General features: G+C 42.6%; 19 protein-coding genes and 1 tRNA gene. 13 read left to right on the top strand and 7 right to left on the bottom strand.

The features are described from left to right. The first annotated feature begins 23 nt into the window (after positions 1-23). Positions 24-341, top strand: a complete 318-nt coding sequence (locus ABJH64_RS13505) for a hypothetical protein (protein WP_348274321.1) — start codon at positions 24-26, stop codon at positions 339-341. Between the two features lie 83 nt (positions 342-424). After that, positions 425-1,837 carry a sigma-54 dependent transcriptional regulator gene (locus ABJH64_RS13510; RefSeq protein ID WP_348274322.1) on the top strand — a complete coding sequence of 471 codons (1,413 nt, stop codon included), beginning with the start codon at positions 425-427 and terminating at the stop codon, positions 1,835-1,837. Here the strand turns inward: ABJH64_RS13510 and ABJH64_RS13515 are convergent. From ABJH64_RS13515 to mce, 5 genes are all read right to left on the bottom strand, one after another. After that, the gene (locus ABJH64_RS13515; RefSeq protein ID WP_348274323.1) at positions 1,834-4,362 is read right to left on the bottom strand and encodes an ATP-binding protein; all 2,529 of its coding nucleotides are present in this window, start codon (positions 4,360-4,362) and stop codon (positions 1,834-1,836) included. The genes ABJH64_RS13510 and ABJH64_RS13515 overlap by 4 nt on opposite strands. Positions 4,363-4,407: 45 nt before the next feature. Next, positions 4,408-4,950: a DsrE family protein gene (locus ABJH64_RS13520; RefSeq protein ID WP_348274324.1), complete on the bottom strand. Its 543-nt coding sequence runs from the start codon at positions 4,948-4,950 to the stop codon at positions 4,408-4,410. Positions 4,951-5,559: 609 nt separating this feature from the next. Beyond that, a tRNA-Leu gene (locus ABJH64_RS13525) sits at positions 5,560-5,643 on the bottom strand. Between the two features lie 80 nt (positions 5,644-5,723). Beyond that, entirely contained in the window at positions 5,724-6,608 is an 885-nt protein-coding gene (locus ABJH64_RS13530) for a tetrahydrofolate dehydrogenase/cyclohydrolase catalytic domain-containing protein (RefSeq protein ID WP_348274325.1), read from the bottom strand. A gap of 157 nt (positions 6,609-6,765) precedes the next feature. Further along, positions 6,766-7,164: a methylmalonyl-CoA epimerase gene (gene mce, locus ABJH64_RS13535; protein WP_348274326.1), complete on the bottom strand. Its 399-nt coding sequence runs from the start codon at positions 7,162-7,164 to the stop codon at positions 6,766-6,768. Positions 7,165-7,253: 89 nt separating this feature from the next. Between mce and ABJH64_RS13540 the strand changes: the two genes are divergently transcribed. The 5 genes from ABJH64_RS13540 to ABJH64_RS13560 all read left to right on the top strand — a co-directional run bounded on the left by ABJH64_RS13540 (position 7,254) and on the right by ABJH64_RS13560 (position 12,896). Then, on the top strand, positions 7,254-7,580 hold the full coding sequence (locus ABJH64_RS13540; RefSeq protein ID WP_348274327.1) for an iron-sulfur cluster assembly accessory protein: 327 nt from the start codon (positions 7,254-7,256) through the stop codon (positions 7,578-7,580). 107 nt (positions 7,581-7,687) lie between these two features. Then, on the top strand, positions 7,688-8,782 hold the full coding sequence (gene gcvT, locus ABJH64_RS13545; protein WP_348274328.1) for a glycine cleavage system aminomethyltransferase GcvT: 1,095 nt from the start codon (positions 7,688-7,690) through the stop codon (positions 8,780-8,782). Then, on the top strand, positions 8,783-9,496 hold the full coding sequence (locus ABJH64_RS13550; RefSeq protein ID WP_348274329.1) for a 2-phosphosulfolactate phosphatase: 714 nt from the start codon (positions 8,783-8,785) through the stop codon (positions 9,494-9,496). A gap of 316 nt (positions 9,497-9,812) precedes the next feature. Continuing rightward, entirely contained in the window at positions 9,813-11,291 is a 1,479-nt protein-coding gene (locus tag ABJH64_RS13555) for an alpha-amylase (RefSeq protein ID WP_348274331.1), read from the top strand. Positions 11,292-11,417: 126 nt separating this feature from the next. Next, complete coding sequence (locus ABJH64_RS13560; RefSeq protein WP_348274332.1) at positions 11,418-12,896, top strand: sulfatase; 1,479 nt, start codon at positions 11,418-11,420, stop codon at positions 12,894-12,896. Positions 12,897-12,904: 8 nt separating this feature from the next. Here the strand turns inward: ABJH64_RS13560 and ABJH64_RS13565 are convergent, their stop codons facing one another. Continuing rightward, positions 12,905-13,243: a nucleotide pyrophosphohydrolase gene (locus ABJH64_RS13565; RefSeq protein WP_348274333.1), complete on the bottom strand. Its 339-nt coding sequence runs from the start codon at positions 13,241-13,243 to the stop codon at positions 12,905-12,907. Between the two features lie 146 nt (positions 13,244-13,389). On the opposite strand from ABJH64_RS13565, the gene ABJH64_RS13570 reads away from it, so the two are divergent. The 3 genes from ABJH64_RS13570 (at position 13,390) to ABJH64_RS13580 (ending at position 16,632) form a co-directional block, all read left to right on the top strand. After that, positions 13,390-14,526 carry a VanZ family protein gene (locus ABJH64_RS13570; protein WP_348274334.1) on the top strand — a complete coding sequence of 379 codons (1,137 nt, stop codon included), beginning with the start codon at positions 13,390-13,392 and terminating at the stop codon, positions 14,524-14,526. 99 nt (positions 14,527-14,625) lie between these two features. Then, positions 14,626-16,185, top strand: coding sequence for a M81 family metallopeptidase (locus ABJH64_RS13575; protein ID WP_348274335.1), 1,560 nt, complete (start codon positions 14,626-14,628; stop codon positions 16,183-16,185). Positions 16,186-16,239: 54 nt separating this feature from the next. Beyond that, positions 16,240-16,632 carry a DUF1801 domain-containing protein gene (locus ABJH64_RS13580; RefSeq protein ID WP_348274336.1) on the top strand — a complete coding sequence of 131 codons (393 nt, stop codon included), beginning with the start codon at positions 16,240-16,242 and terminating at the stop codon, positions 16,630-16,632. A 292-nt stretch (positions 16,633-16,924) separates the two neighbouring features. Here ABJH64_RS13580 and gap read toward each other — a convergent pair whose 3' ends face one another. Continuing rightward, positions 16,925-17,929: a type I glyceraldehyde-3-phosphate dehydrogenase gene (gap, locus tag ABJH64_RS13585; protein ID WP_348274337.1), complete on the bottom strand. Its 1,005-nt coding sequence runs from the start codon at positions 17,927-17,929 to the stop codon at positions 16,925-16,927. 238 nt (positions 17,930-18,167) lie between these two features. Between gap and ABJH64_RS13590 the strand changes: the two genes are divergently transcribed. From ABJH64_RS13590 to ABJH64_RS13600, 3 genes are all read left to right on the top strand, one after another. Continuing rightward, positions 18,168-19,040 (top strand): serine protease, encoded by an 873-nt coding sequence (locus ABJH64_RS13590; protein ID WP_348274338.1) that lies wholly within the window; start codon positions 18,168-18,170, stop codon positions 19,038-19,040. A gap of 509 nt (positions 19,041-19,549) precedes the next feature. Then, positions 19,550-19,924, top strand: coding sequence for a PBECR2 nuclease fold domain-containing protein (locus tag ABJH64_RS13595; protein WP_348274339.1), 375 nt, complete (start codon positions 19,550-19,552; stop codon positions 19,922-19,924). Between the two features lie 475 nt (positions 19,925-20,399). Further along, positions 20,400-21,506, top strand: coding sequence for a hypothetical protein (locus tag ABJH64_RS13600; RefSeq protein ID WP_348274340.1), 1,107 nt, complete (start codon positions 20,400-20,402; stop codon positions 21,504-21,506). The last annotated feature ends 216 nt before the right edge of the window (positions 21,507-21,722 follow it).

A 21,722-nucleotide genomic window follows, 5' to 3' on the forward strand; every position in this document is an offset into this window, starting at 1 on the left:
ATTACAAATCAAATTATAAACACATGAAAAAGGTTCTTTTAATGTCCGCTATGTTAGTAGCAGGAGCAGCTATGGCCACTCCAGCTGTACTTCAAGAAAATGTAAATCCTATGGAGCAAATCGCTCAGCAGGAAAAAGTAAAAATAGAAGCAGAGGCTTTGCCTGATGCGGTTAAAACTGCAATCGCTGCAAATGAAGAAGTGAAGGCTTTGCCGATCACCGAGGCATTTCAGATCACGCAGTTGGATGGGAAATTCCACTTTGAAGTCATATTTGATAATGGTACTGAAGAAAAACTGACCAAAAAGTATGACCAAGAAGGAAATGAAATAACGGAATAAAGGCATCAAGTCTCTATTTTTAAAAGCACTGGACTCTTGTCTGGTGCTTTTTTTGTTAACTACCCCAGTAAAGACATTAGTTCATGAAGAATATATTATTAGTAGAGGACGATTTGACCTATTCGAGAATAGTTAAAACCTTTCTGGAGAAAAATGGATTTGCAGTGCAAACCGCCGTCAAAGTCAAGGAAGCTCAGCAATTTTTCAGCAACGCAAAGTTTGACTTGATCATCGCTGACTTTAGACTTCCGGATGGCACCGGGATGGAGCTGCTGCAGTGGTCGAAAAGCAACTACCCCCACACTCAGGTTATTCTCATCACTCACTATTCTGATATCCGAATAGCCATCAAAGCGATGAAGCTGGGTGCATTTGAATACATCACCAAGCCAATCAACCCCGATGAGCTTCTTGCCACTGTCAATGAATCCCTGTCAGCCAAAACTTCTGATCCTGAATCCGAACCCCAAGCGACAGCTGCTCCTACACCTTCTCATTCGTCCAAGAAAAACCTGAGAGATAGCTATGTGGTGGGCAGTTCGTCAGAAGCTGATAAACTCGAAAAACACATTCAACTCGTAGCTCCCACAGATCTAAGCGTATTAGTCTTAGGAGAAACTGGGACAGGAAAAGAATTTATTTCACGAAGAATTCATGATTTTTCTTCCAGAAAAGACGGTCCTTTTATAGCAATTGATTGTGGGGCCTTGCCCAAAGAACTTGCAGGTAGTGAACTGTTTGGGCATGTAAAAGGTGCGTTTACAGGCGCACTCGAAAATAAAACCGGGCACTTTGAGATGGCAAATGGTGGTACTATTTTCCTGGATGAAATTGGGAACCTAAGCTACGATGTTCAGATCCAACTCCTAAGAGCAATTCAAGAACGAACCATCCGTAGAATCGGCGGAAATAAGGAAACCCAAATCGACGTGAGAATAATTGCCGCCACGAATGACAACTTGCTATTGCAGGCAGGAGATGGGCATTTTCGAGAGGATCTATATCATAGACTGAATGAGTTTACGCTAAGTGCAATTCCGCTTCGCAGGAGAAAAGAAGACCTGGAAGATTTTGCAGATCAGTTTCTCGAAGAGAGCAACACCCGTCTAGGCAAAGCCGTCAAGGGTTTTTCGCCCGAAGTATGGGAGATATTTCTAGGGTATGATTGGCCAGGGAATCTCAGGGAATTGAGAAATATCATCAAGCGGGCTGTGCTGCTAACCTCTGGATCTCATGTGGAGAAAGAAGGCCTGCCGGCAGATTTGTATGAGCCAACAGCCACACTAGGAAGTACACGTACTAGCTTCACTAGCGACTCTAGAGGAAAGGATTTGCCTTCGCCCAAAGACTATAAATCTCAATGGGTGGAGCAGGAAAAGGAGTTGATCCAAAAAGTATTAGCCGATACCAAATTCAACAAATCCAAAACCGCGCGAATTCTAAATATGGATCGAAAGACGCTTTACAGCAAAATGGAAAAATACGGATTAGACTAACTTTCTACGTTTGCCGATTTTTCGATGGTCTCGGAGAGCGCTTGAAGCAAGATGTTTATTTCCTCATCTAATTGGCTCAGTGTCTCACTGAGACCATTTTTGTTGCCGATTTTTAGGCTGTTTTCCACCTTTCGTGCCGTATAGCCGGCGGAACTTTTTATCTGTCCCAGACGACTACCCAGCTGATGGCAAATCTCCAGGATTTCATCAAAGTCATTCCTTTTTCTTGCACTATTTATCTTTTTGAGATCCTTTTGTGTTTCCACAATTAGCTCGCGCACGATATCCTGAAGGAGCATTTCATCTCCCATGCAGAATCGAGCCAAGTCTTTCAATTGAAACAAAGCAGTATCGGATTCACCGGTTTTGTCGCTTAGTTGCTCATCCTTCATGACATGATTTGGGAAAAATTTCCCTAGGCATTCGATCAAAACCCGCTCTTGGAAAGGTTTGAAAATAATCTCTGTAAAACCGCTTTCTATCAACTTATCACGTTCTTCCACAAACACGTTTGCAGTCATGGCTAAAATCGGGATCTCCTGGTATTTATCAATGGAGCGTAGCTTTTTCACCACATCAAATCCTGAAAACTCTGGCATCTGAATATCCAAAATCGCCAGGTCAAATTCCATCTCCTCAAACTCATCTCTGAAATTGATCCCTCCCGGATAGGCGATGATAGATGCCCCAAAATAGCTGAGGATAGTTTCCAGATAGCGAATCCCCACTTTGTCATCGTCCACTAGGAGGATTTTCAACCCACTCAGATCTAGCGATTGTATTTCCTCAGGATTGAAGGCTACACGCTGTGATGGGGTGGTGACCATCGGTAATTTCACTAGCATTTCGGTGCCCTGATGCTCTACACTGGTAACAACAATTTCTCCCTGCATCAAGGAAACAAGTCGCTGCACTATCGCCAAGCCTAGTCCTGTTCCGCCATATTTCCTGGAAATCGACGTATCTGCCTGATCAAACTCCCGGAAGACTTTGTCCAATACAGCGGGAGACATCCCGATCCCAGTGTCCCTGATCTCCACAGAAAGCAGACCCTCTCCCCACACCACATTTACACTAATCCGCCCTTCTGAAGTAAACTTAAAGGCATTGCTCAATAAGTTATTCAGGATTTGCTTTAATCTCAATTGATCCCCGATCAGCCAGCTATCTTCCGGCAGATCCAGTGACCAATCAAATTCTACGTTCTTTTCGGCGGCTTGTAATTCGAAGAAATTCTGAAGCGAGGAAAAAAGCAATTCCGGGTCAAAGGGATGCGCCTCCAATTTCAATTTCCCTGCCTCGAGCTTAGAGAAATCCAACACTTCATCCACGATTTCCATCAGAGTATCCGAGGCAAAGCCTATCATCCTAAGATGCGATTGCTGGCTAGAATCCAGTTCTGATTTCTCCAAAACCGACCTGTAACCCTGAATTACATGAAGTGGATTTCGAATCTCATGACTCATATTGGCCAGGAATTCTTGCTTTGATCTGGCCAACTGCTCAGATTTCTGCCGTGCTACTTCAAGATTCTCCTGATATTTCTTCGTTACTTTTATTTCTTTCAAAATAGAATATACCATCACTGCAGCTCCTATCACTGCCAAAATCACGATAAGGATCAGGAAAAAAGTCATGTCATAGGTCAGCTGATAGGCGGAGTCATTCTGCCGGTCAGACTTTTCTACGGCACGCTGCTGCAGCGTACTCACAAGACTCTGTATCGTATTGATGATTTTACTCTGGCTGATAGAAATGTCAGCTTCCATTTTGGCTAGCTTCTGCCGCTGAAAAGCCTCCTCCCGATTGACCCGATTGATGACGTCTTTGATGTTATACAACACGCTGTCCAGCGCCTGGCCTTCTGGCAGCGTGGATCCCCGAAGGTTTTGCCTTTGCAAGTCACGCAAATATGCAATGGCTTTATCAACGTCCTTGGCGATGATAGTGGTATTTCTGCCTTGATTTGCCTGAACCTCTTTTCTGGAAGAAATCTCCTGCTCCAGTTCACTGAAAAATTGATCCTTTGTGTTGATCTTGGCTATGGGCTGTTGTGCTTCGCTAGCGGCTCGTCGGCGAATTCCCAACTCCACTTTGTTTAGCGCTTCCTGTGTGAAGTTCCGGTTGGCTAAACTGGTCTTCACTTCATACAAATTCACATAGCCGAGAATTAGCGTATCAAGGTTCGTCTGAACGCTTTGGATATAGGAAGCTTCGAGGGAATCTTCTGCCAGTTCTGCCAATTCCTCCAATTTTCTCTTCAGAGAATTCGCGCTAGAATCCTGAACCCTAAAGTCAGAATCCACGCCAGATTGATCCATTTGGGTGATTTGGATAATATCCGACTGCACCTTGTTCAGCAAGGTGAGCTTCTGGCTAGGCTCTGCCAGTTCACGCATGGTTTCAAGAAGCCGATTTTGAGTGTAGTAAGTCAGCCCCGCCATTCCTATCAGGAAAATAGCAGCTATGAAAAAGCCAGTCACGACTTTCCCTGCGGTATTGGAGCTTGGGGACTTCTTCATCATCAAAAACACGTTACCCCAAGAACCAATAATTATTCCAAGTGGGGATTAAAATTTCAAGACGGTATAACCTTTTGGAGCATAGGTAGTGACGGTGGTAAGTGCCGAAAGTGCAACATTCACTCCATCGTACACATTTTCCTTGGTCAAATTTCTAGCTCGCAAGGATTGCCCGCAAACAAGAATTTCTGCACCAGCAGCTTTCAAAGCTTTATAAACGGGAATATTAGGGTTATCGACCTCATATCGCTTTTTATACTCCTCATTATTCATCACAGTAGCTATAGCCCCGCCATGCACGACAACTTTCACGTGCAAACGGTCTTTGGTAACGCCAGCTAACCCGTGAAGATTCATCATACGAGCAATATTATCCACCCAACGACTTACTTCCGCATTATCCGAAGCAGCTGTAGTCATATCCACAAGGATAAAATACTCCAAGCTCCCATCTGGCCGCTCAGTGGCTTCTGGAACTTCATAAATTCCGCCATACTCTTTTACTATTGGATACTGCGCCTCTTGAGCAATGGAACACTGCGCGGTAAAAACTGCTGCGCAAAAGAAGGCTACTCTCAGTAGTTGGTTCATATCTATCAAATTTGGCTGAAAATGTAGGGAAAATAATGGGGAGTAAAGAGGCCGTTGGTGGAAAAAGTTAATTTGAAGACCTCCTTAACTTTCTAAATAAAAAAGAAATGATACATCCGCTTTTTCACTAGTAAAGAAGCAAAATAGGATTTGGTGAGCTTAGAAATTAAGTTTCACTGGTCGCCGGTCTTCGGACTTCTATTTGGTTGCGAAAAGGGATTTGGAGTACTTGAAAGATAACGGATAATCAGATTGAGTTTTAAAGAAGTACGATTTTTCTTTTGGATTTTCTATAATGAATAATGTAATGCTCCGGAAAAAAACTGTTATCAGATTTTATCAAAACTTTTGACCCTAACACTTTATTATACCCTACTGATATGCACAAAATAAATAGAAGACTCATTTCTATTTCGATTTGTTAAGATCTAAACCGACCAATAGCGTTGGGAAATTCAACGGAGTCCAGCTTCTGCAGAAGCAGTACAACTTATACTCGAAGCCCTGTACGTTTAACTCTGCGTCCATTGTGGTTAAAAAAAGACCTTCGAGGTTTCGAAAACCTCAAAGTTCACAAAAAAAGCCCTGAATTGCTTCAGAGCTTCTTTGTGCGCACGAGAAGATTCGAACTTCCACACTACTTAAAGCACCAGCCCCTCAAGCTGGCGTGTCTACCAGTTTCACCACGTGCGCGGTTAACAGACTGCAAAAGTATCAGACTTGCCTATTCCATGCAAACCCAACACAAACCTTTTGCAATTATTTTCTTGGGACTATCCGTAAACCTTCTTCTCTGCTGCCAAGAGTGTATTATAGAGCAAAGACGCAATCGTCATCGGCCCTACTCCACCCGGTACAGGCGTGATTGCTGAAGCTACTTCGGAAACCTCCTCAAATTTAACGTCTCCAACCAACCTGAATCCTGACTTCTTAGTCTCATCTTCAATTCTGTGAATTCCCACATCGATTACCACAGCTCCTGGCTTCACCATGTCTTTGGTTACAAAGTGAGCTTTACCCAAAGCTACAATCAAAATATCCGCTGATCTGGCTATTTCTTCTAAGTTCTTGGTTCGGCTATGTGTCAGCGTCACTGTTGCATTTCCTGGATAACCATTTCTAGCCATCAGAATACTCATCGGACTCCCTACGATATGACTTCTACCTATAACTACACAGTGTTTTCCTGATGTTTCGATCTCATATCTTTTCAAAAGCTCTACAATCCCGTATGGCGTTGCTGCCACATAAGCCGGCCAGTTGAGCGCCATGCGACCCACATTAGCTGGTGTGAATCCATCCACATCCTTTTCAGGCTTGATCTTGTCCGTTACTTTTTCTACAGAAATATGCTTAGGCAATGGCAGCTGCACGATCAGACCGTCGATCGACGGGTTGCTGTTGATGTCTTCTACTACTTTCAAAAGCTCCTCTTCAGACACGCTTTCTTCCAGTCTTACTAAGGTAGATTCAAAACCACATTCCTCGCAGGCTTTGACTTTAGCGTTCACATAAGTTTGGCTGGCTCCATCACTTCCCACGAGGATCGCAGCCAAATGAGGGATTTTACCGCCTTCGGTTTTGATTTCCGCTACTCGCGCAGCGATTTCCGATTTGATTTGGGATGAGGTAAGCTTACCATCGATTATAATAGGCATAGTTTATCTGATTTTTATAGCTCAACTTTTGACTTTGAGCAGTCGAAAGTTAATGGTGATTTTTATAATAAAATTTGAAAGAGTCCATGGTATTTCACCCCTTTTTTACCCACGTAAAGTAGGTTGCAAAATCTTCAACTCATGAAAACCGAAGTGACTACTTCTCCTGACACAACTCTATCAACACCCCGTTGGTGCTCCGAGGGTGCAAAAATACCACTAATTTATTGTCTGCCCCAAGTTTGGGTGTTTCATTCAGGATTTCGAAGCCTTCATTTTTCAATCGTTCAACTTCAGCCAAAATATCCTCCACATCAAAAGCAATGTGATGGACACCTTCAGACTTCTTTTCTAAGTACTTCGCAATTGGGCTAGATTCATCTGTAGCCTGAAGCAATTCTACCTTTGTCTCTCCCACTTGAAAGAAGGAAGTGGATACTTTTTCACCGTCCACCTTTTCAGTTTTGAAGTGTTTTTTCCCAAGAAGCTTTGCAAAAAGCTCATTAGACTTCTCCAAGTCCTTCACGGCTATCCCTAGGTGTTCGATTTTCCTCATAGTTATAATTGCTATATTTGCATTGAATCTTTTGCGGGGCAAAGCTGTTTTACCCATACTTCAACATAAGACAAAGTAACTAATAAGATATGATAATCGTTTCTGACAAAGCCAAAGAGCGCATCCTAGAGCTCAAAAAAGAGGAAGGACGTGCAGAAAATGAAAATATTCGAGTTTCTGTGAAAGGTGGTGGCTGCTCAGGTCTGATGTATGACTTGGGCTTTGATGGCACGCAGGTGGAGACTGACCACGTTTTTGAGGACAAAGGAGTGAAGATTCTAGTGGATAGAAAAAGCTTGCTTTACCTAGCTGGCACTACCCTGGAGTTCACAGACGGACTGAACGGAAAAGGCTTCCAATTCGTCAATCCAAATGCCAACAGAACTTGCGGATGCGGCGAAAGCTTCTCCGTGTAGTCCCACATTCTTGACAAACACCCTAAGGCAACCCGATCAGGTTGCCTTTTTTAGTGCATTTTTCACCTCAATCCTTACCTTTGCCCACGAGAAAAATAACCCAAATCATGGAAGAGCAAATCAAAAAAATCCAACTCAATGACTTGCACGTTGCCCTTGGTGGCAAAATGGTGCCTTTTGCAGGATACAATATGCCTGTGCGCTACAGTTCTGACAACGAAGAGCACCTCTGTGTGAGAAATGGCGTTGGCGTTTTTGATGTCTCTCACATGGGAGAATTCATGGTGGAAGGACCTGAGGCGCTCAATCTAATCCAAAAAGTAACTTCAAATGACGCTTCCAAAATCGTCAATGGACAAGCACAGTATTCTTGCTTCCCAAATGAAACGGGTGGAATCGTAGATGATCTGATCGTTTACAAGTTTGAAGACGAGAAATATATGCTGGTAGTGAATGCAGGCAATATCGATAAAGATTGGGCTTGGGTAAATCAGCATAACACCATGGGTGCGAAGCTTACAAATATCTCGGATCAGCTTTCACTTTTTGCCGTACAGGGACCAAAAGCCATAGAGGCTGTTCAGTCTTTGACTCCTGTGAATCTCTCCGAAGTCAACTTCTATCACTTCACTGTGGGTGAATTTGCGGGAGTTCAGGATGTGATTATTTCTGGTACAGGCTATACTGGTGCTGGCGGATTTGAAATCTACGTGAGAAATGAAGATGCAGAGAAAGTATGGAATGCCATTTTCGAAGCAGGAAAAGCCTTTGATATCAAACCAATCGGTCTTGGTGCAAGAGATACCTTGAGAATGGAAATGGGCTATTGCCTATATGGCAACGACATCAATGACACCACTTCTCCACTCGAAGCAGGATTGGGTTGGATCACCAAATTCACCAAAGACTTCACCAATTCCGAAGCTCTAAAAGCTCAGAAAGAAGCTGGAGTGAACAAGAAATTGGTTGGCTTCATCATGCAGGAAAGAGGAATTCCTAGAGGGCATTACCCTATCGTCGATGCTGCTGGTGAGGTGATCGGCGAAGTAACCTCGGGCACTCAGTCTCCAAGTATGGGTGTAGGCATTGGTTTGGGTTATGTGAAAACAGAATTCAGCAAAGCCGGAACTGAGATTTTCATACAGGTAAGAAATAAGAACCTTAAAGCCCAAGTGGAGAAGCTTCCACTTTTGAAAAAATAAATGCAACAAGTAGAAATCTGCTTCAGCCCTGAGTTGATTCATTTGCATGAGTTGCGAGGCAAAATCGTGGTAGTGGTTGATATTTTTCGTGCCACTTCCACGATGGTTGCTGCGCTAGCAAATGGTATTACAGAAATAAAAACCTGCTCGGATCTAGAGGAATGCCGTTCTATGGCTTCTCAGGATTACCTGATCGCAGGCGAAAGAAATGGTATAAAAGCAGAAGGATTCCAACTGGGCAATTCTCCTCTAGCCTACCTTGCGGGAGAATATCAGGATCAAAAGCTAGCCATGACTACCACTAATGGTACGCTGGCCATTTCTAAATCCATCGGAGCAGATGAGATTCTAATTGGAGCATTTCCAAATTTGCAAGCTACCGTCAGTTACATTCAGTCGCGTCAAAAAGACGTTTTAATTCACTGCGCTGGCTGGAAAGGACGATTCAATCTGGAAGATTCTCTCTACGCAGGAGCTTTGGTAAAAGCTCTGGAAGCTACGCACGAGGCTGAAGATGATGGCGCGATTGCGATGAAGTCTTTGTATGAAAAAGAAGGCCATGACCTAAAAGGGTTCCTTTCCCAAGCTTCCCATGCTAAGCGGCTTCAAAATCACAACATCGATTCAGATATAGACTTTTGCTTGACTTTGGATCTTTTTTCTCTAGTGGGAAAAGTTGAAAATGACTCGCTTATAGCGCTCTATCCTAACTGACAGCAACATTCCCTTCCTTACTTTACAAATAATGGATTGATACGAGCAGTTCATCTTGGGAAAGTCTGCGCCCCATCTTGAGGTGTTTTTTGATCAATAAACCTTCTTTTCATTTCCGTGGAAAACACGGAAGTCATCCCTTTTCTAGCGCTAGACTTCGGTGGCTGGCTATAATAATCTCATTGTAAGCATTCAGCAGCGAATCAGAGATTCCCGTGTTGTATTTATCCCGCTGCATCCTACTACTGGCACAATTGAGGATAGTGACCAAATGCATACATCTTCGTAAGCCTTATAAATCAATTCATTTTTGACTATGAAAAACGGAACAATGATCCAATTTTTCCATTGGTATTCTCCCGAAGACACCATTTGGAAAGAAGTGAAAGAAAAAGCAGAATACCTCGGACATTTGGGTATTACCAGCGTTTGGCTTCCTCCAGCCTCCAAAGGTGAGCAAGGCGGAAGAAGTGTTGGGTATGATGTATATGATTTATTTGATTTGGGCGAGTTTGATCAGAAGGGATCTGTTCGCACCAAATACGGCACTAAAGACGAATTTGTAGAAGCAACTCAAGCTCTTCATGAGCGCGGTGTCCAAGTGATTGTAGATATGGTTTTAAATCACAAAGCCGGTGGTGACGAATCTGAACTGATGAATGCTTATAAAGTCAATCCTGACAACCGTAAAGAAGCTATCTCCGAAGTGTATGAAATAGAAGCCTTTACCAAATTTACTTTTCCCGGTCGTCAAGGCAAGTATTCTGATTTTATATGGGATCAGCACTGCTTTACCGGAGTGGATTTTGACCACAAAACCCAGGAAGCTGGCATTTATAATTTGCTCAATGAGCATGGCAACGACTGGGAGGATGTAATCGATGATGAAAAGGGTAATTATGATTTCCTGATGTTCTGCGATATTGAGCATAGAAATCCTGCGGTGAAAGATGAAATTATGCATTACGCCACTTGGCTTCACGACCTGGTGTATTACGATGGAGTGCGGCTAGATGCCGTAAAGCATATCAGTCATGACTACTTCAAGGAGATGTTATACCGGCTAAGACAAGCTACCGGTAAGGATATTTTTGCAGTGGGAGAATATTGGGCTCCCGGAGATTTGGATCTTTTGGTGAAATACATCGAAGCAACAGAAGGAACTATGAGTCTTTTTGACTCGGCACTTCAGGAGAGTTTACATATAGCATCACTAAGAGGTAGCCAATTTGATTTGAGGGAAATTTTCACCGATTCTCTAGCTTCTCATAGCCCGGAATTAGCAGTGACCGTGGTAGGCAATCATGACACACAACCGCTGCAGGCCCTAGAGGCGCCAGTAGAAGAATGGTTCAAGCCCCTGGCTTATGCGCTTATTTTGCTTAGAAAAGATGGATACCCATGTGTATTCTATCCTGATCTTTTTGGTGCGAGCTACTGGGATAAAGGTGAAGATGGACAGGATTATGAGATTTTTATCAATAAAGTAGAAGAGCTAGAGGCAATGCTATATGCCCGAAAGGATTTCGCTTTTGGAACTCAACGGGATTATTTTGAAAGCATGAACACCATAGGATGGACAAGAGAAGGCGATGAAGATCATTCAGGCTGTGCGGTGGTCATGTCAAATGGGGATGGCGCAACTATCTCAATGGAAATCGGAAGTCGATATGCAGGTAGAAGTTTCCGGGATATGCTGGGTAAAATCCAAGATGAAGTATGGGTGAATGAATCCGGCTGGGCAGAGTTCCATTGTGGACCGGGCTCTGTTTCCGTTTGGACAGAAGTCATGTAAGTTTTTGAAAGAGTTGGGCCGCACTCCCAGCTCTTTTCTTTGCAACTCAAATTTCCACTTGATCAATTTGCACTTTTTTCTCATGAACAAATGCTATAGATTACCCCGATGAATCTAGCATTGAAAATGAAACGTAATTCTTTTATCCCTGTATTAATTTTCGTTCAAATCTTAGCCTGCTTCTTTCAGGCATCTGCCCAGTCCACCAAACCCAACGTACTTTTCATCGCTGTAGATGATCTTCGAGCTGAATTGGGACACTTCGAAAACAGCAGCATCATCACGCCAAACCTGGATAGACTCGCTTCCGAAGGCATAAGTTTTACCAATCATTTTGTGCAAGTCCCTACCTGCGGAGCTTCCCGAGCAGCTTTTCTCACTGGAAAAAGACCTAGCAGAACTGAGGAATTGGGCAATAATATCATGCAAAATGAATTTCCTAAAAAACCAGAATCAGAGAATCCCGAGACATTTATCCATCACTTGAAAAGAAACGGCTACTATACAGTGGGCATGGGAAAAATCTCTCATTCCGCGGACGGATATGTCTATGGCTATGAGGAAGAGGTTTCCGATCAAATGGAATTACCTTATAGTTGGGATGAGTTTTTATTTGATAGTGGGAAATGGGGAACTGGCTGGAATGCATTTTTCGGTTATGCGGATGGAGAAAATCGCCAAAGTATGAACAAGCAGGTCAAACCTTACGAGGCTGGCGATGTAGATGACTTGGGATATCCAGATGGGCTAACCACTCAGCTGGCGATCAAAAAACTCCGGGAACTCAAAGATCTAGACCAGCCATTTTTCTTAGGAGTAGGTTTGTTCAAGCCACATTTGCCGTTTACCGCTCCCAAAAAGTACTGGGATCTTTACGATGAGGATAAAATTCCTTTGCCCAAAAACCCGTTGAAACCTGAGCATGTAGCGAATGCCAGCCTTCTAGAAAGCGGGGAATTCAACGGCTATGAACTGGGCGAAGAGAAAGCAGGATTGGACAAGGTCCTCTCTGACGCCTACGCCAGAAAAATCAAACATGCCTATTATGCAGCCGCAAGTTACTCAGATGCTCAGATTGGGTTGATTCTGGATGAGCTGAAAGCTCTTGAGTTAGATCAAAACACCCTAGTAATTGTGTGGGGAGATCATGGTTGGCATCTGGGAGAGCAACAAGTTTGGGGAAAACATACGCTTTTTGAAAATGCTTTAAATTCTGCGCTGATCTTTAAAATCCCGGGCTCAAACATCTCCAAAATCGATGAGTCAATTCAAGAATCCGTGGATATTTACCCAACGCTTATGGAGCTGCTAGGGATTTCAAGTCCAGAAGGATTAGATGGAGATAGCTTTGCAAGTCTTTTGAAAACCGAGGAATCCCAAGCTGGAAATGTGGCATATTCCTATTACAAAAATGGAATATCTATGCGGACTGACCGCTATAGGCTGACCAAATTCTTCAGAGATGCTGAGCCAACTTTAGAATTGTACGATCATCTGGCTGATCCGCTGGAATCAGTAAATATAGCTGCGGAAAAGGCTGAGATCATAGCCGAATTAATGCCTCTGCTAGAAAAAGGAAACACCGGGCTCTATGAGATAAAGTAAGCCGCAGCTCACTTCAGCTTCTCGTTATTCTTATGCCTATCCTTATCCCGAATGTTTTTCTTGTCGAAGTTTTTCCTCATAGCCTCGGTTAGATCTACCCCTGTCTGATTAGCTAAGCAGATCAACACCCAAAGCACGTCAGCCATTTCATCACCAAGATCCTTTCCTTTGTCTGATTCCTTGAAGGACTGTTCGCCGTAGGTTCTGGACATGATTCTGGCTAACTCACCCACTTCTTCCATGAGGATGGTCATATTGGTCAGCTCATTGAAGTAGCGAACTCCCACGGTTTTGATCCATTGATCTACTTGCTCTTGAGCTTCAGCAATAGTGATTTCGGTTTTCATACTTGTATTGTGAGTTTACCAAAATTAACAATCTCATGGGATACAATTTCGCAAAAGAGCTGGGAATAGGTTCGGTTCTTGCATAAACACGATTTTCATCCACTGAAACAAAGCGGCAGAAATCAACGCTGACAGGACTAAATTATATGAGTAGTTATTTCGAGGTGATTCGAACGTCCATTTTTTACTTTCCGCTGATCGCACTGGCAAGTATCGTCCCTTATGTTTTCTTTCAGCACAGAAAAATCGGCTATGTGCAATTCAATCGTAGCTTGGTTTTCTATGGCTTTGTATTCTATGCCATGACGGCATTTTTCCTAACCGTTTTGCCTTTGCCGCCAGTTTTACTGAATTTCTGTGAATTCAGAGGAAGTGTCCCGCCCACTTTTACTCCGTTCCGATTTGTGAGAAATACCTTTAGAGAAGTTCAAGGCAATATCTCGCTTTTCAGTATCGTCAAGAGCACCACCTTTATGGTGACGTCTTTCAATGTTTTGCTTTTAATGCCGTTAGGCTTTTTCCTCAAGTATTTGTTCCAGATCAAGCATGTTGGGATTGCGGTTCTGATAGGTTTTTTGGCATCGCTATTCTTCGAAATAACCCAGTTGTCAGCACTTTACGGCTTATATCCGTGTAGGTATAGACATTTTGAAGTGGACGATTTGATGACAAATACCTTTGGCTGTTTCATAGGTTTTGTCATCGCTTCCTATGCTACTTTCCTACCCAATGTATCTAGAAAACCTCTTCTAAACCGCAGTTCTGTCACGCTCACTCAGCGCTTTTTGGCCATTTTTGTGGATGCACTCCTAGTCATTTTATTCACTGCCTACTTTATCGAAGGGCTCACTGAGAATGTCTGGATCCTCTCACTAATGAAAGTAGGTCTGCTATTTTTCTATTTTATTTTCGTTAGCAAACAGACGCATGGCCAGACGTTGGGTAAAAAATTACTAGGGATAAAAATCGTCAGAATGGATGGATTGCCCCTCACCTACCTAGATCTCATTGCGCGCTATGGGATATTTTTGATCCTCCCATTCCTGGTAGGTGAACTTTCAAAGTTCCTAATCGATACCCGCTTCGATGACAATCTTTACCTGTTTTTATACCTACTCTTTTTAGCGATTTGGTTTTTCGGGACGGTCATGGTCACTTTCATTCGAAAAGATCACCGCGGATGGCTGGACAGATTTGCGCATACCACACAGGTTTTGGCTGAAAAAAACAACAGAAGACAGACTCCTGAGGAAATTTCACCCAAGCAAAAAAACCATTCTTAAAAAGTTTACCTATAGATTACAAAGGAAGGTTTAAATTGACCCATGAAGATTAATCAACTGGCTAGTTGACCGTACTCTTTCCAATTAAATCCTCCTTCTATGAGACACTTTCTCTCCTGTATTTTCATTCTTTTACTCGCTACTTCCTGTTCATCAAGCGAAGACACAAAACCACTTCCACGTATTGCTATCGCGGGTTTGGCGATAGAGTCCAGCACTTTTTCACCAGCTACCAGCGACGTCGCGGCTTTTCGCACGAGAGAGGGAGAAGATATTTTCACCTATTACCCATTTCTGGATTCTGCTTCAGTGGATAGAGGAAGAGCCGAATGGTTCCCGACTTTGAGAGGTCATGCCATTCCTGGCGGAATAGTGACTCACGAAGCTTACGAGGAATTGGTGGGAAAAACACTGAAAATGCTGAAGGAGAATTTACCTTATGATGGACTTTTCTTTGACATCCACGGTGCGATGAGTGTGGTGGGACTGGATGATCCCGAGGGAGATTTTATCATCCGAGTTCGGGAAGTCGTAGGTCCAGAAACGTTGATTTCCACTTCTATGGATTTGCATGGAAACGTCTCTTGGAGATTGGCAGAAAACACCGATTTGATCACTTGCTATAGAATGGCACCACATGAGGACGCGTTAGAATCCAAGCAAAGAGCTGTAGAAAACCTGCTTGATCGTCTGGAAAGTGGCAAAGGCAAGCCAGCGTTCAAAGCTTGGATTCCTATTCCTATTTTACTTCCTGGCGAAAAGACAAGCACAAGAATAGATCCAGGGAAAAGTCTGTATGCTAAAGTAGATCCCATGACCAAGAAGGAAGGTGTGATTGATGCGGCCATCTGGATAGGTTATGCCTGGGCAGATGAACCAAGAAATAATGCCGTAGTGATGGTCACTGGAGATGATGAAAAAGCTGTAACTGAGTCAGCAGAAGAGCTAGCGCAAAGTTTTTGGGATGTGCGGAACGAATTCGAATTTGTCGCGCCAGTTGCTACTTTGGATGAAAGCTTGAAAATGGCCCTAGCCTCTGACAAAAAGCCATTTATGATAAGCGACATGGGCGATAACCCAACGGCAGGAGGAGCTGGAGACGTCACATGGACCTTGACAGAAATCCTAAAAAGACCAGAATTCAAATCTGAAAATGGTCCTACTTTGATTTATGCTTCGATTCCCGGGCCTGAATTTGTAGAGAAGGCAATAGCCGCAGGAGTTGGAGGAACAGTAGAAGGAACGGCCGGTGCTGCAATTGACGATAGATTTGCTCCACCGGTTATGCTAAAAGGCACAGTGGAAGCCATCAAGGAAGGTGATAGTGCTGCGGAGGTAGAAGTGGTTGTAAAAGTAGGATCAGTGCATGTGATCGTAACCAAAAAGCGAAAGCCATATCACAATGAAAGTGATTTCACCAATCTAGGTTTGAATCCTCGTGAGGCGGATATCGTGGTGGTGAAAATTGGTTATTTGGTACCTGAACTCTACGATATGCGAGGCGATTGGGTGATGGCCCTGACTCCTGGCGGAGTGGATCAGGATTTGGAGAGATTAGGCTACAAGCGAATCAACCGCCCGATGTTCCCACTTGATCCTGCTATGGCTGATCCTGATTTAAAGGCAAAATTGGTTCCGGCGGCGGATAAGTTGGACTGATTTTTAATCAAAACATCTTGAATCTTGAGTCTAATATCTAACATCTTTTGAAAAATGATGAACGCCAAACCATCCTCCGTAGAAGAATACCTCAGCTGGTACTCTCCAGATATAAGAGAGAAGCTTGAGCTAATGCGTGCGACTATTCTCAAAGCTATTCCAAAAGCCAACGAAGTGATCAGCTATCATATGCCAGCGTACAGAACCACAGAAGTGTTGGTTTACTTTGCCGCAGCGAAAAGACACATTGGCTTCTACCCTACCAATAGCGGAGTAAGTGAATTTAAAAATGAGCTTAAGGAATACGTAACTTCCAAAGGAGCGATTCAATTTCCCCTGGATAAACCTTTACCACTTCAGTTGATCTCGGAGATCTCTAAATTCCGGGCAGCAGAAGCCCAAAAAAGAGCGGAGCTTAAAGCGAAGCTGAAGAAGAAGAAAGAATGACGACATCCAGTGATTTTTCAAATGCTGGAAGACCGAAGACGGGAGACCTAAGTGGTTTTCAGCCAAAACTCGAGCTTTTTTAATAATGCCTTTATTGGATTAAGCGCTAGAAAAAAGTGAGCAATTAATTCGGTTTATGCATTGGCATTATCCCTACAAAATAGACTATCCGCTCCAAATAAAACGCTGTACCTCCTGAAGTAAAAACCAAAAAAAAGTCGCCCGCTTTCACAGACGACTTTCTCATTATTTTGAAATATTCAGTTTGTGTTTCACCACAAACCGAATCAGTTTATTTATTCGCGATAAAGCTTACAAGGTCAATCACTTTGTTAGAGTAGCCCCACTCGTTGTCATACCAAGAAACTACTTTCAAGAACGTATCGGAAAGCTGGATACCAGCACCTGCGTCGAAGATGGAAGTTCTAGCATCGCCCAAGAAATCTGTAGAAACCACATCGTCTTCAGTATAGCCAAGAACACCTTTCATGGTTGTCTCAGAAACTTCCTTCATTTTCGCACAAACCTCAGCGTAGGTCGCAGGCTTTTTCAAACGAACGGTCAAATCGACAACTGAAACATCCGGAGTAGGAACTCTGAACGCCATACCAGTCAATTTACCATTCAATTCTGGAATCACTTTACCTACCGCTTTTGCAGCACCTGTAGATGAAGGGATAATGTTTTGACCTGCGCCACGTCCACCTCTCCAGTCCTTCGCAGAAGGTCCGTCCACAGTTTTCTGAGTTGCAGTAGTCGCATGAACTGTAGTCATCAAGCCTTCCTCGATTCCCCAGTTGTCGTTCAATACTTTGGCGATGGGTGCCAGACAGTTGGTAGTACAAGAAGCATTAGACACGAAAACCATGTCAGAAGTATAAGAATCTTCGTTCACACCCATGACGAACATTGGGGTGTCGTCCTTAGAAGGTGCAGACATCACTACTTTCTTTGCGCCGGCATCGATGTGGCCCTGAGCAGTTTCTTTGGTCAAGAAAATACCTGTTGATTCGATTACATAGTCAGCTCCTACTTCACCCCACTTAAGGTTAGCTGGGCTTTTTTCAGATGTCACGCGAATGCTATTGCCATTCACCACCAATGCGCCGTCCTTCACCTCTACCGTACCTTTGAAGTTACCGTGCGTAGAGTCATACTTCAGCATATATGCCATGTAGTCCACGTCGATCAAGTCATTGATCGCTACTACTTGGATATCTTCTCTTTCTTGTGCAACTCTGAACGCTAAACGTCCGATTCTTCCGAATCCGTTGATTCCAACTTTAATTTTGCTCATGATTTTTTTTGATTATTACGTATAGGTTTGATTCTAAAAACTTCCTCATTCAGACCACTTTTGGCTAAAAAACCCTGAGGAGTGGCTAAGTTATTACATTTATTTGGCTAGCCCAAACTATCTATGAAGCCAAATAAATTCAATCGATTCCGAGGATAAATACTTTCTTAAAAACTCCTAAAAAGGCGTATTGCGAAAGCTTTTGGCTATTTTGAAGCCTCATTTAAAGCACATTTTTATGTTTGAAAAAGCAATTCTCGAAACAGCCGGATTCACCAGAGCGATACATTCTATCTCCAGAAATTTTGGCAGTTCCCAGATCCAACGTGGTTCTGCCACCCTATTTTTTGTCAACCAAGAAGGCTATGCACTGACCTGCAAGCATGTAGCACAATGGATAAGCCACGCCGATCAAATCAATCAAAAGTACAATACCTACCTACAGCAAGGCAAAGAGCTCAGCGGCGGGCAGCGCACGGCTTTGGCCAAAAAACTTAGCCTAAAAGCAGACCAAACCTCAGAGATGCGTATCACTTTCGTGGACTGTGTGGACAAGATCAAAAACATAAAATTCATCGTCCATCCTGACTATGATTTGGCGTTGATCAAGTTTGAAGGCTTTGCGAAAACGCTTTTTACCAATGTTCCAAAGTTCAAAAAAGAGCATGCTGACATCCATCCTGGTGCGATGCTCTGCCGACTTGGTTTTCCATTTCCAGAGTTTTCTAATTATCAACTCAATGCGCAAAATCAATCTTTAGAATGGACGAATACGGGAAATATGCGCTCACCCCGATTCCCGATCGAAGGAATGCTTACTCGTTTTCTCGGAGATAAAAAAGGAAAAGTCTATGGAATGGAGTTGAGTACTCCAGGTTTGCGTGGCCAGAGTGGAGGGCCGCTTTTTGATAGAGAAGGGAAAATACTTGGGATGCAAAGTCGGACTAAGCATTTGCACTTAGGTTTTGACATTGAGGAAAAGGCAATCATCGCCCACGGCAAGGCCAAAAAAGTGAATGACTATGCATTTATCCACCTGGGAGAATGCATCCATGTCTCGGTGATCAAAGAGTTTATGCGGACGAATGGGGTGAGTTTTGAGGAGGAATAAGGTTTTAAGAAGTTCAGAAACTAGGAGAACTTCTTCACTCCTTCTTTGGGATCCCACTTAGGCTTAGTTTATTGACTTTCAGTTTTGAGGTTCGCTTGACGCTGGGTGTAATTTGTAATTACACCGCCTCGATGCCGAAATCGACGCCTTGGTGTATGCCTTGTATGGATTGACGGAGGAGGAGATTAGAATAGAGGAAGGGAATTGAAAAAATGTAATTAAGAAAATATATGACGGTCTGCAATCTAATATCCAAACTGCAACTAATATTTACCAAAGTCCTCAGCTTTGGTATTTGCATCATGCTTCGGTTCTCAACTCTAAGCTTTAATGCCTCTACTGGGTTGAGAAGAAGCGTTTGACTGGGCGGAGTTTGTAACTCTGCCTTTATATCTTTTGGGATTTGCAATTCTGCCTGAATCGGAGGATATTAATTATGACATCCGCCTTTTAAAGCTATCATTGCCAAGAAATAAAGATTAAATTTTTAGATTTAAATCGCCTTAACTATGAAGCCACGAGAAATAAAATACAAAGACGGCAAATTGATTTTTGAAGATTACGCCAAGCGAGAAGTGTCCATCAGGGAGGAAAACTATTTGAAGTTGATGGCAGTGGAAGCAAAATATGCTTATCGTTCCTGTTTGGAAGAATGCCTGACTGATCCTACAGAGGTTTGGTGGGAAGTAAAGGCAAAAGATGGTCAAGATCTTAAGATTTATAAATACATCAAGGTGTATGGGAACGGCTACTTTGTGATTTTTGCGCTAGTAGATGAATTCTTGAATTTTCATCTCAATAATTTCTATTGGTTTGAAACCAGCGAATCAGAAATAATCGATAAACTAAGATTTGGAATTCCTGTAATTTCTAAACTTAGGTGATTTTTCAAAAGTTTAACCCACCTAGGCGATGTTTTTTACCTTTCAGTTTTGAAGTTCGCTTGACGCTGGGTGTAATTTGTAATTACACCGCCTCGATGCCGAAATCGACGCCTTGGTGTATGCCTTGTATGGATTGACGGAGGAGGAGATTAGAATAGAGGAAGGGAATTGAAGAAATGTAATTAAGAAAATATATGACCGTCTGCAATTTAATATCCAAACTGCAACTAATATTTACCAAAGTCCTCAGCTTTGGTATTTGCATCATGCTTCTGTTCTTAACTCTAAGCTTTAATGCCTCTACTGGGTTGAGAATAAGCGTTTGACTGGGCGGAGTTTGTAACTCCGCCTTTATATCATTTGGGATTTGCAATTCTGCCTGAATCGGAGAATATTAATTATGACGTCTGCCTTTTAAAGCTATCAATGCCAAGAAAAATTAGATTTTTGAACTCTAATCATACCAATTATCAATATGGAAAAATGGAATAAACTCTGCTACCATCTCTCTGAGAAGATAGTTGGTGATATCTCCGAAAGGGAATTTGAAGTATTCGTTGACAGGGCTTTGGGCATTTTGGGCTGGGAAGAGTATTCAGGGGATTTTGAAATCCGACCAAGTTTTCAACTAGGGTCCACTAAAAACAGCCTAAAACCTGACTTTCTAATCAAATCAAATTTAACGGGTCAAAAACTGTTTGTAGTAGAGATTAAAAAGCCAAAAAGTCCCTTGTCGGAACAGAACCAAGTCCAACTTTCAACCTACATGCGCCAATTCAAGTTGCCTTTTGGTATATTGATTGGTCCGGAAATCCAGGTATTCTACGATGGGCCATCGAATGAGCAAGAAAATGCTATGCTGATTGGGAGAATTAAGTTTGAAAAAGATTCAAAAGCCGGTGAAGAATTTGTCACCTTATTTTCAAAGGAAAGTTTTAGTCACGAAGCACTTCATGGAGTCGCGGCAGAATTCCTCAAAAAAAACTATCAGAAAACCAAAGTTGAAGAACTTGTCAAAAGAATTACATCGGATGATTTCCAAGATCTGACGAAAGAACTTGTAAAGCGGCATTTTCAGGAATACGAAAGTGAAGTCATCGATGCGGTTCTGAATAAGGTGAAAATTGAAATACGTAGCTTGGATATTTTGGAGGAGGTAATTTTAATTTCGAAAAAGGAAAAATCATCAAGTAACTTTTTAAAAACAAAAAATCCATATGAAAAGGATAAAACAAAAATCATCATTAATGGAAATGGAGTAAGGCTTCCTAAAAACAGGTTTGTATTGGAGTTTGTCAGACTATTCAATAATGATCGGCAGAAAACCTTTAGTCAGCTCAAGAATATTTTCCGAGATGAATTGCAAGGGTCGACAGGTGTGATCAATGAACTTAAAGTTGTACTTCAAAAGTATAGTCACATGGACAGAAAAAGGCATTTTGTCCGCAAGGATGAAATATTAACGAGTTCAGATAATATCCAATTTGTAGTCTCTACTGAATGGACAATTGGCAATGTCCAGGAAATTGTAAAAATCGCAGTGAAAGAGGGATACAAAATAGATCAAGTAAAAGTTGAATAGGTTTTGAATACGCCGCTGGTTGTAATCCCGACAGAAGTACAGGACTTATGATCTTTGGATCACGTAAAGTTGCCGGGAGGTAATTCCTCTCGATGCCTATCGAGGATCCTAGAAGTTCAACCCTTTCAGGGTTGTTGTCCTCTTCATCCTTTACATTGTTCCCTAGGTTTCACCTAAAGTTATTGAAAGGTTAGACGGCTTTGCCGTCTTTTTCAA

The organism is Algoriphagus sp., from assembly GCF_039969895.1.
Classification (GTDB): domain Bacteria; phylum Bacteroidota; class Bacteroidia; order Cytophagales; family Cyclobacteriaceae; genus Algoriphagus.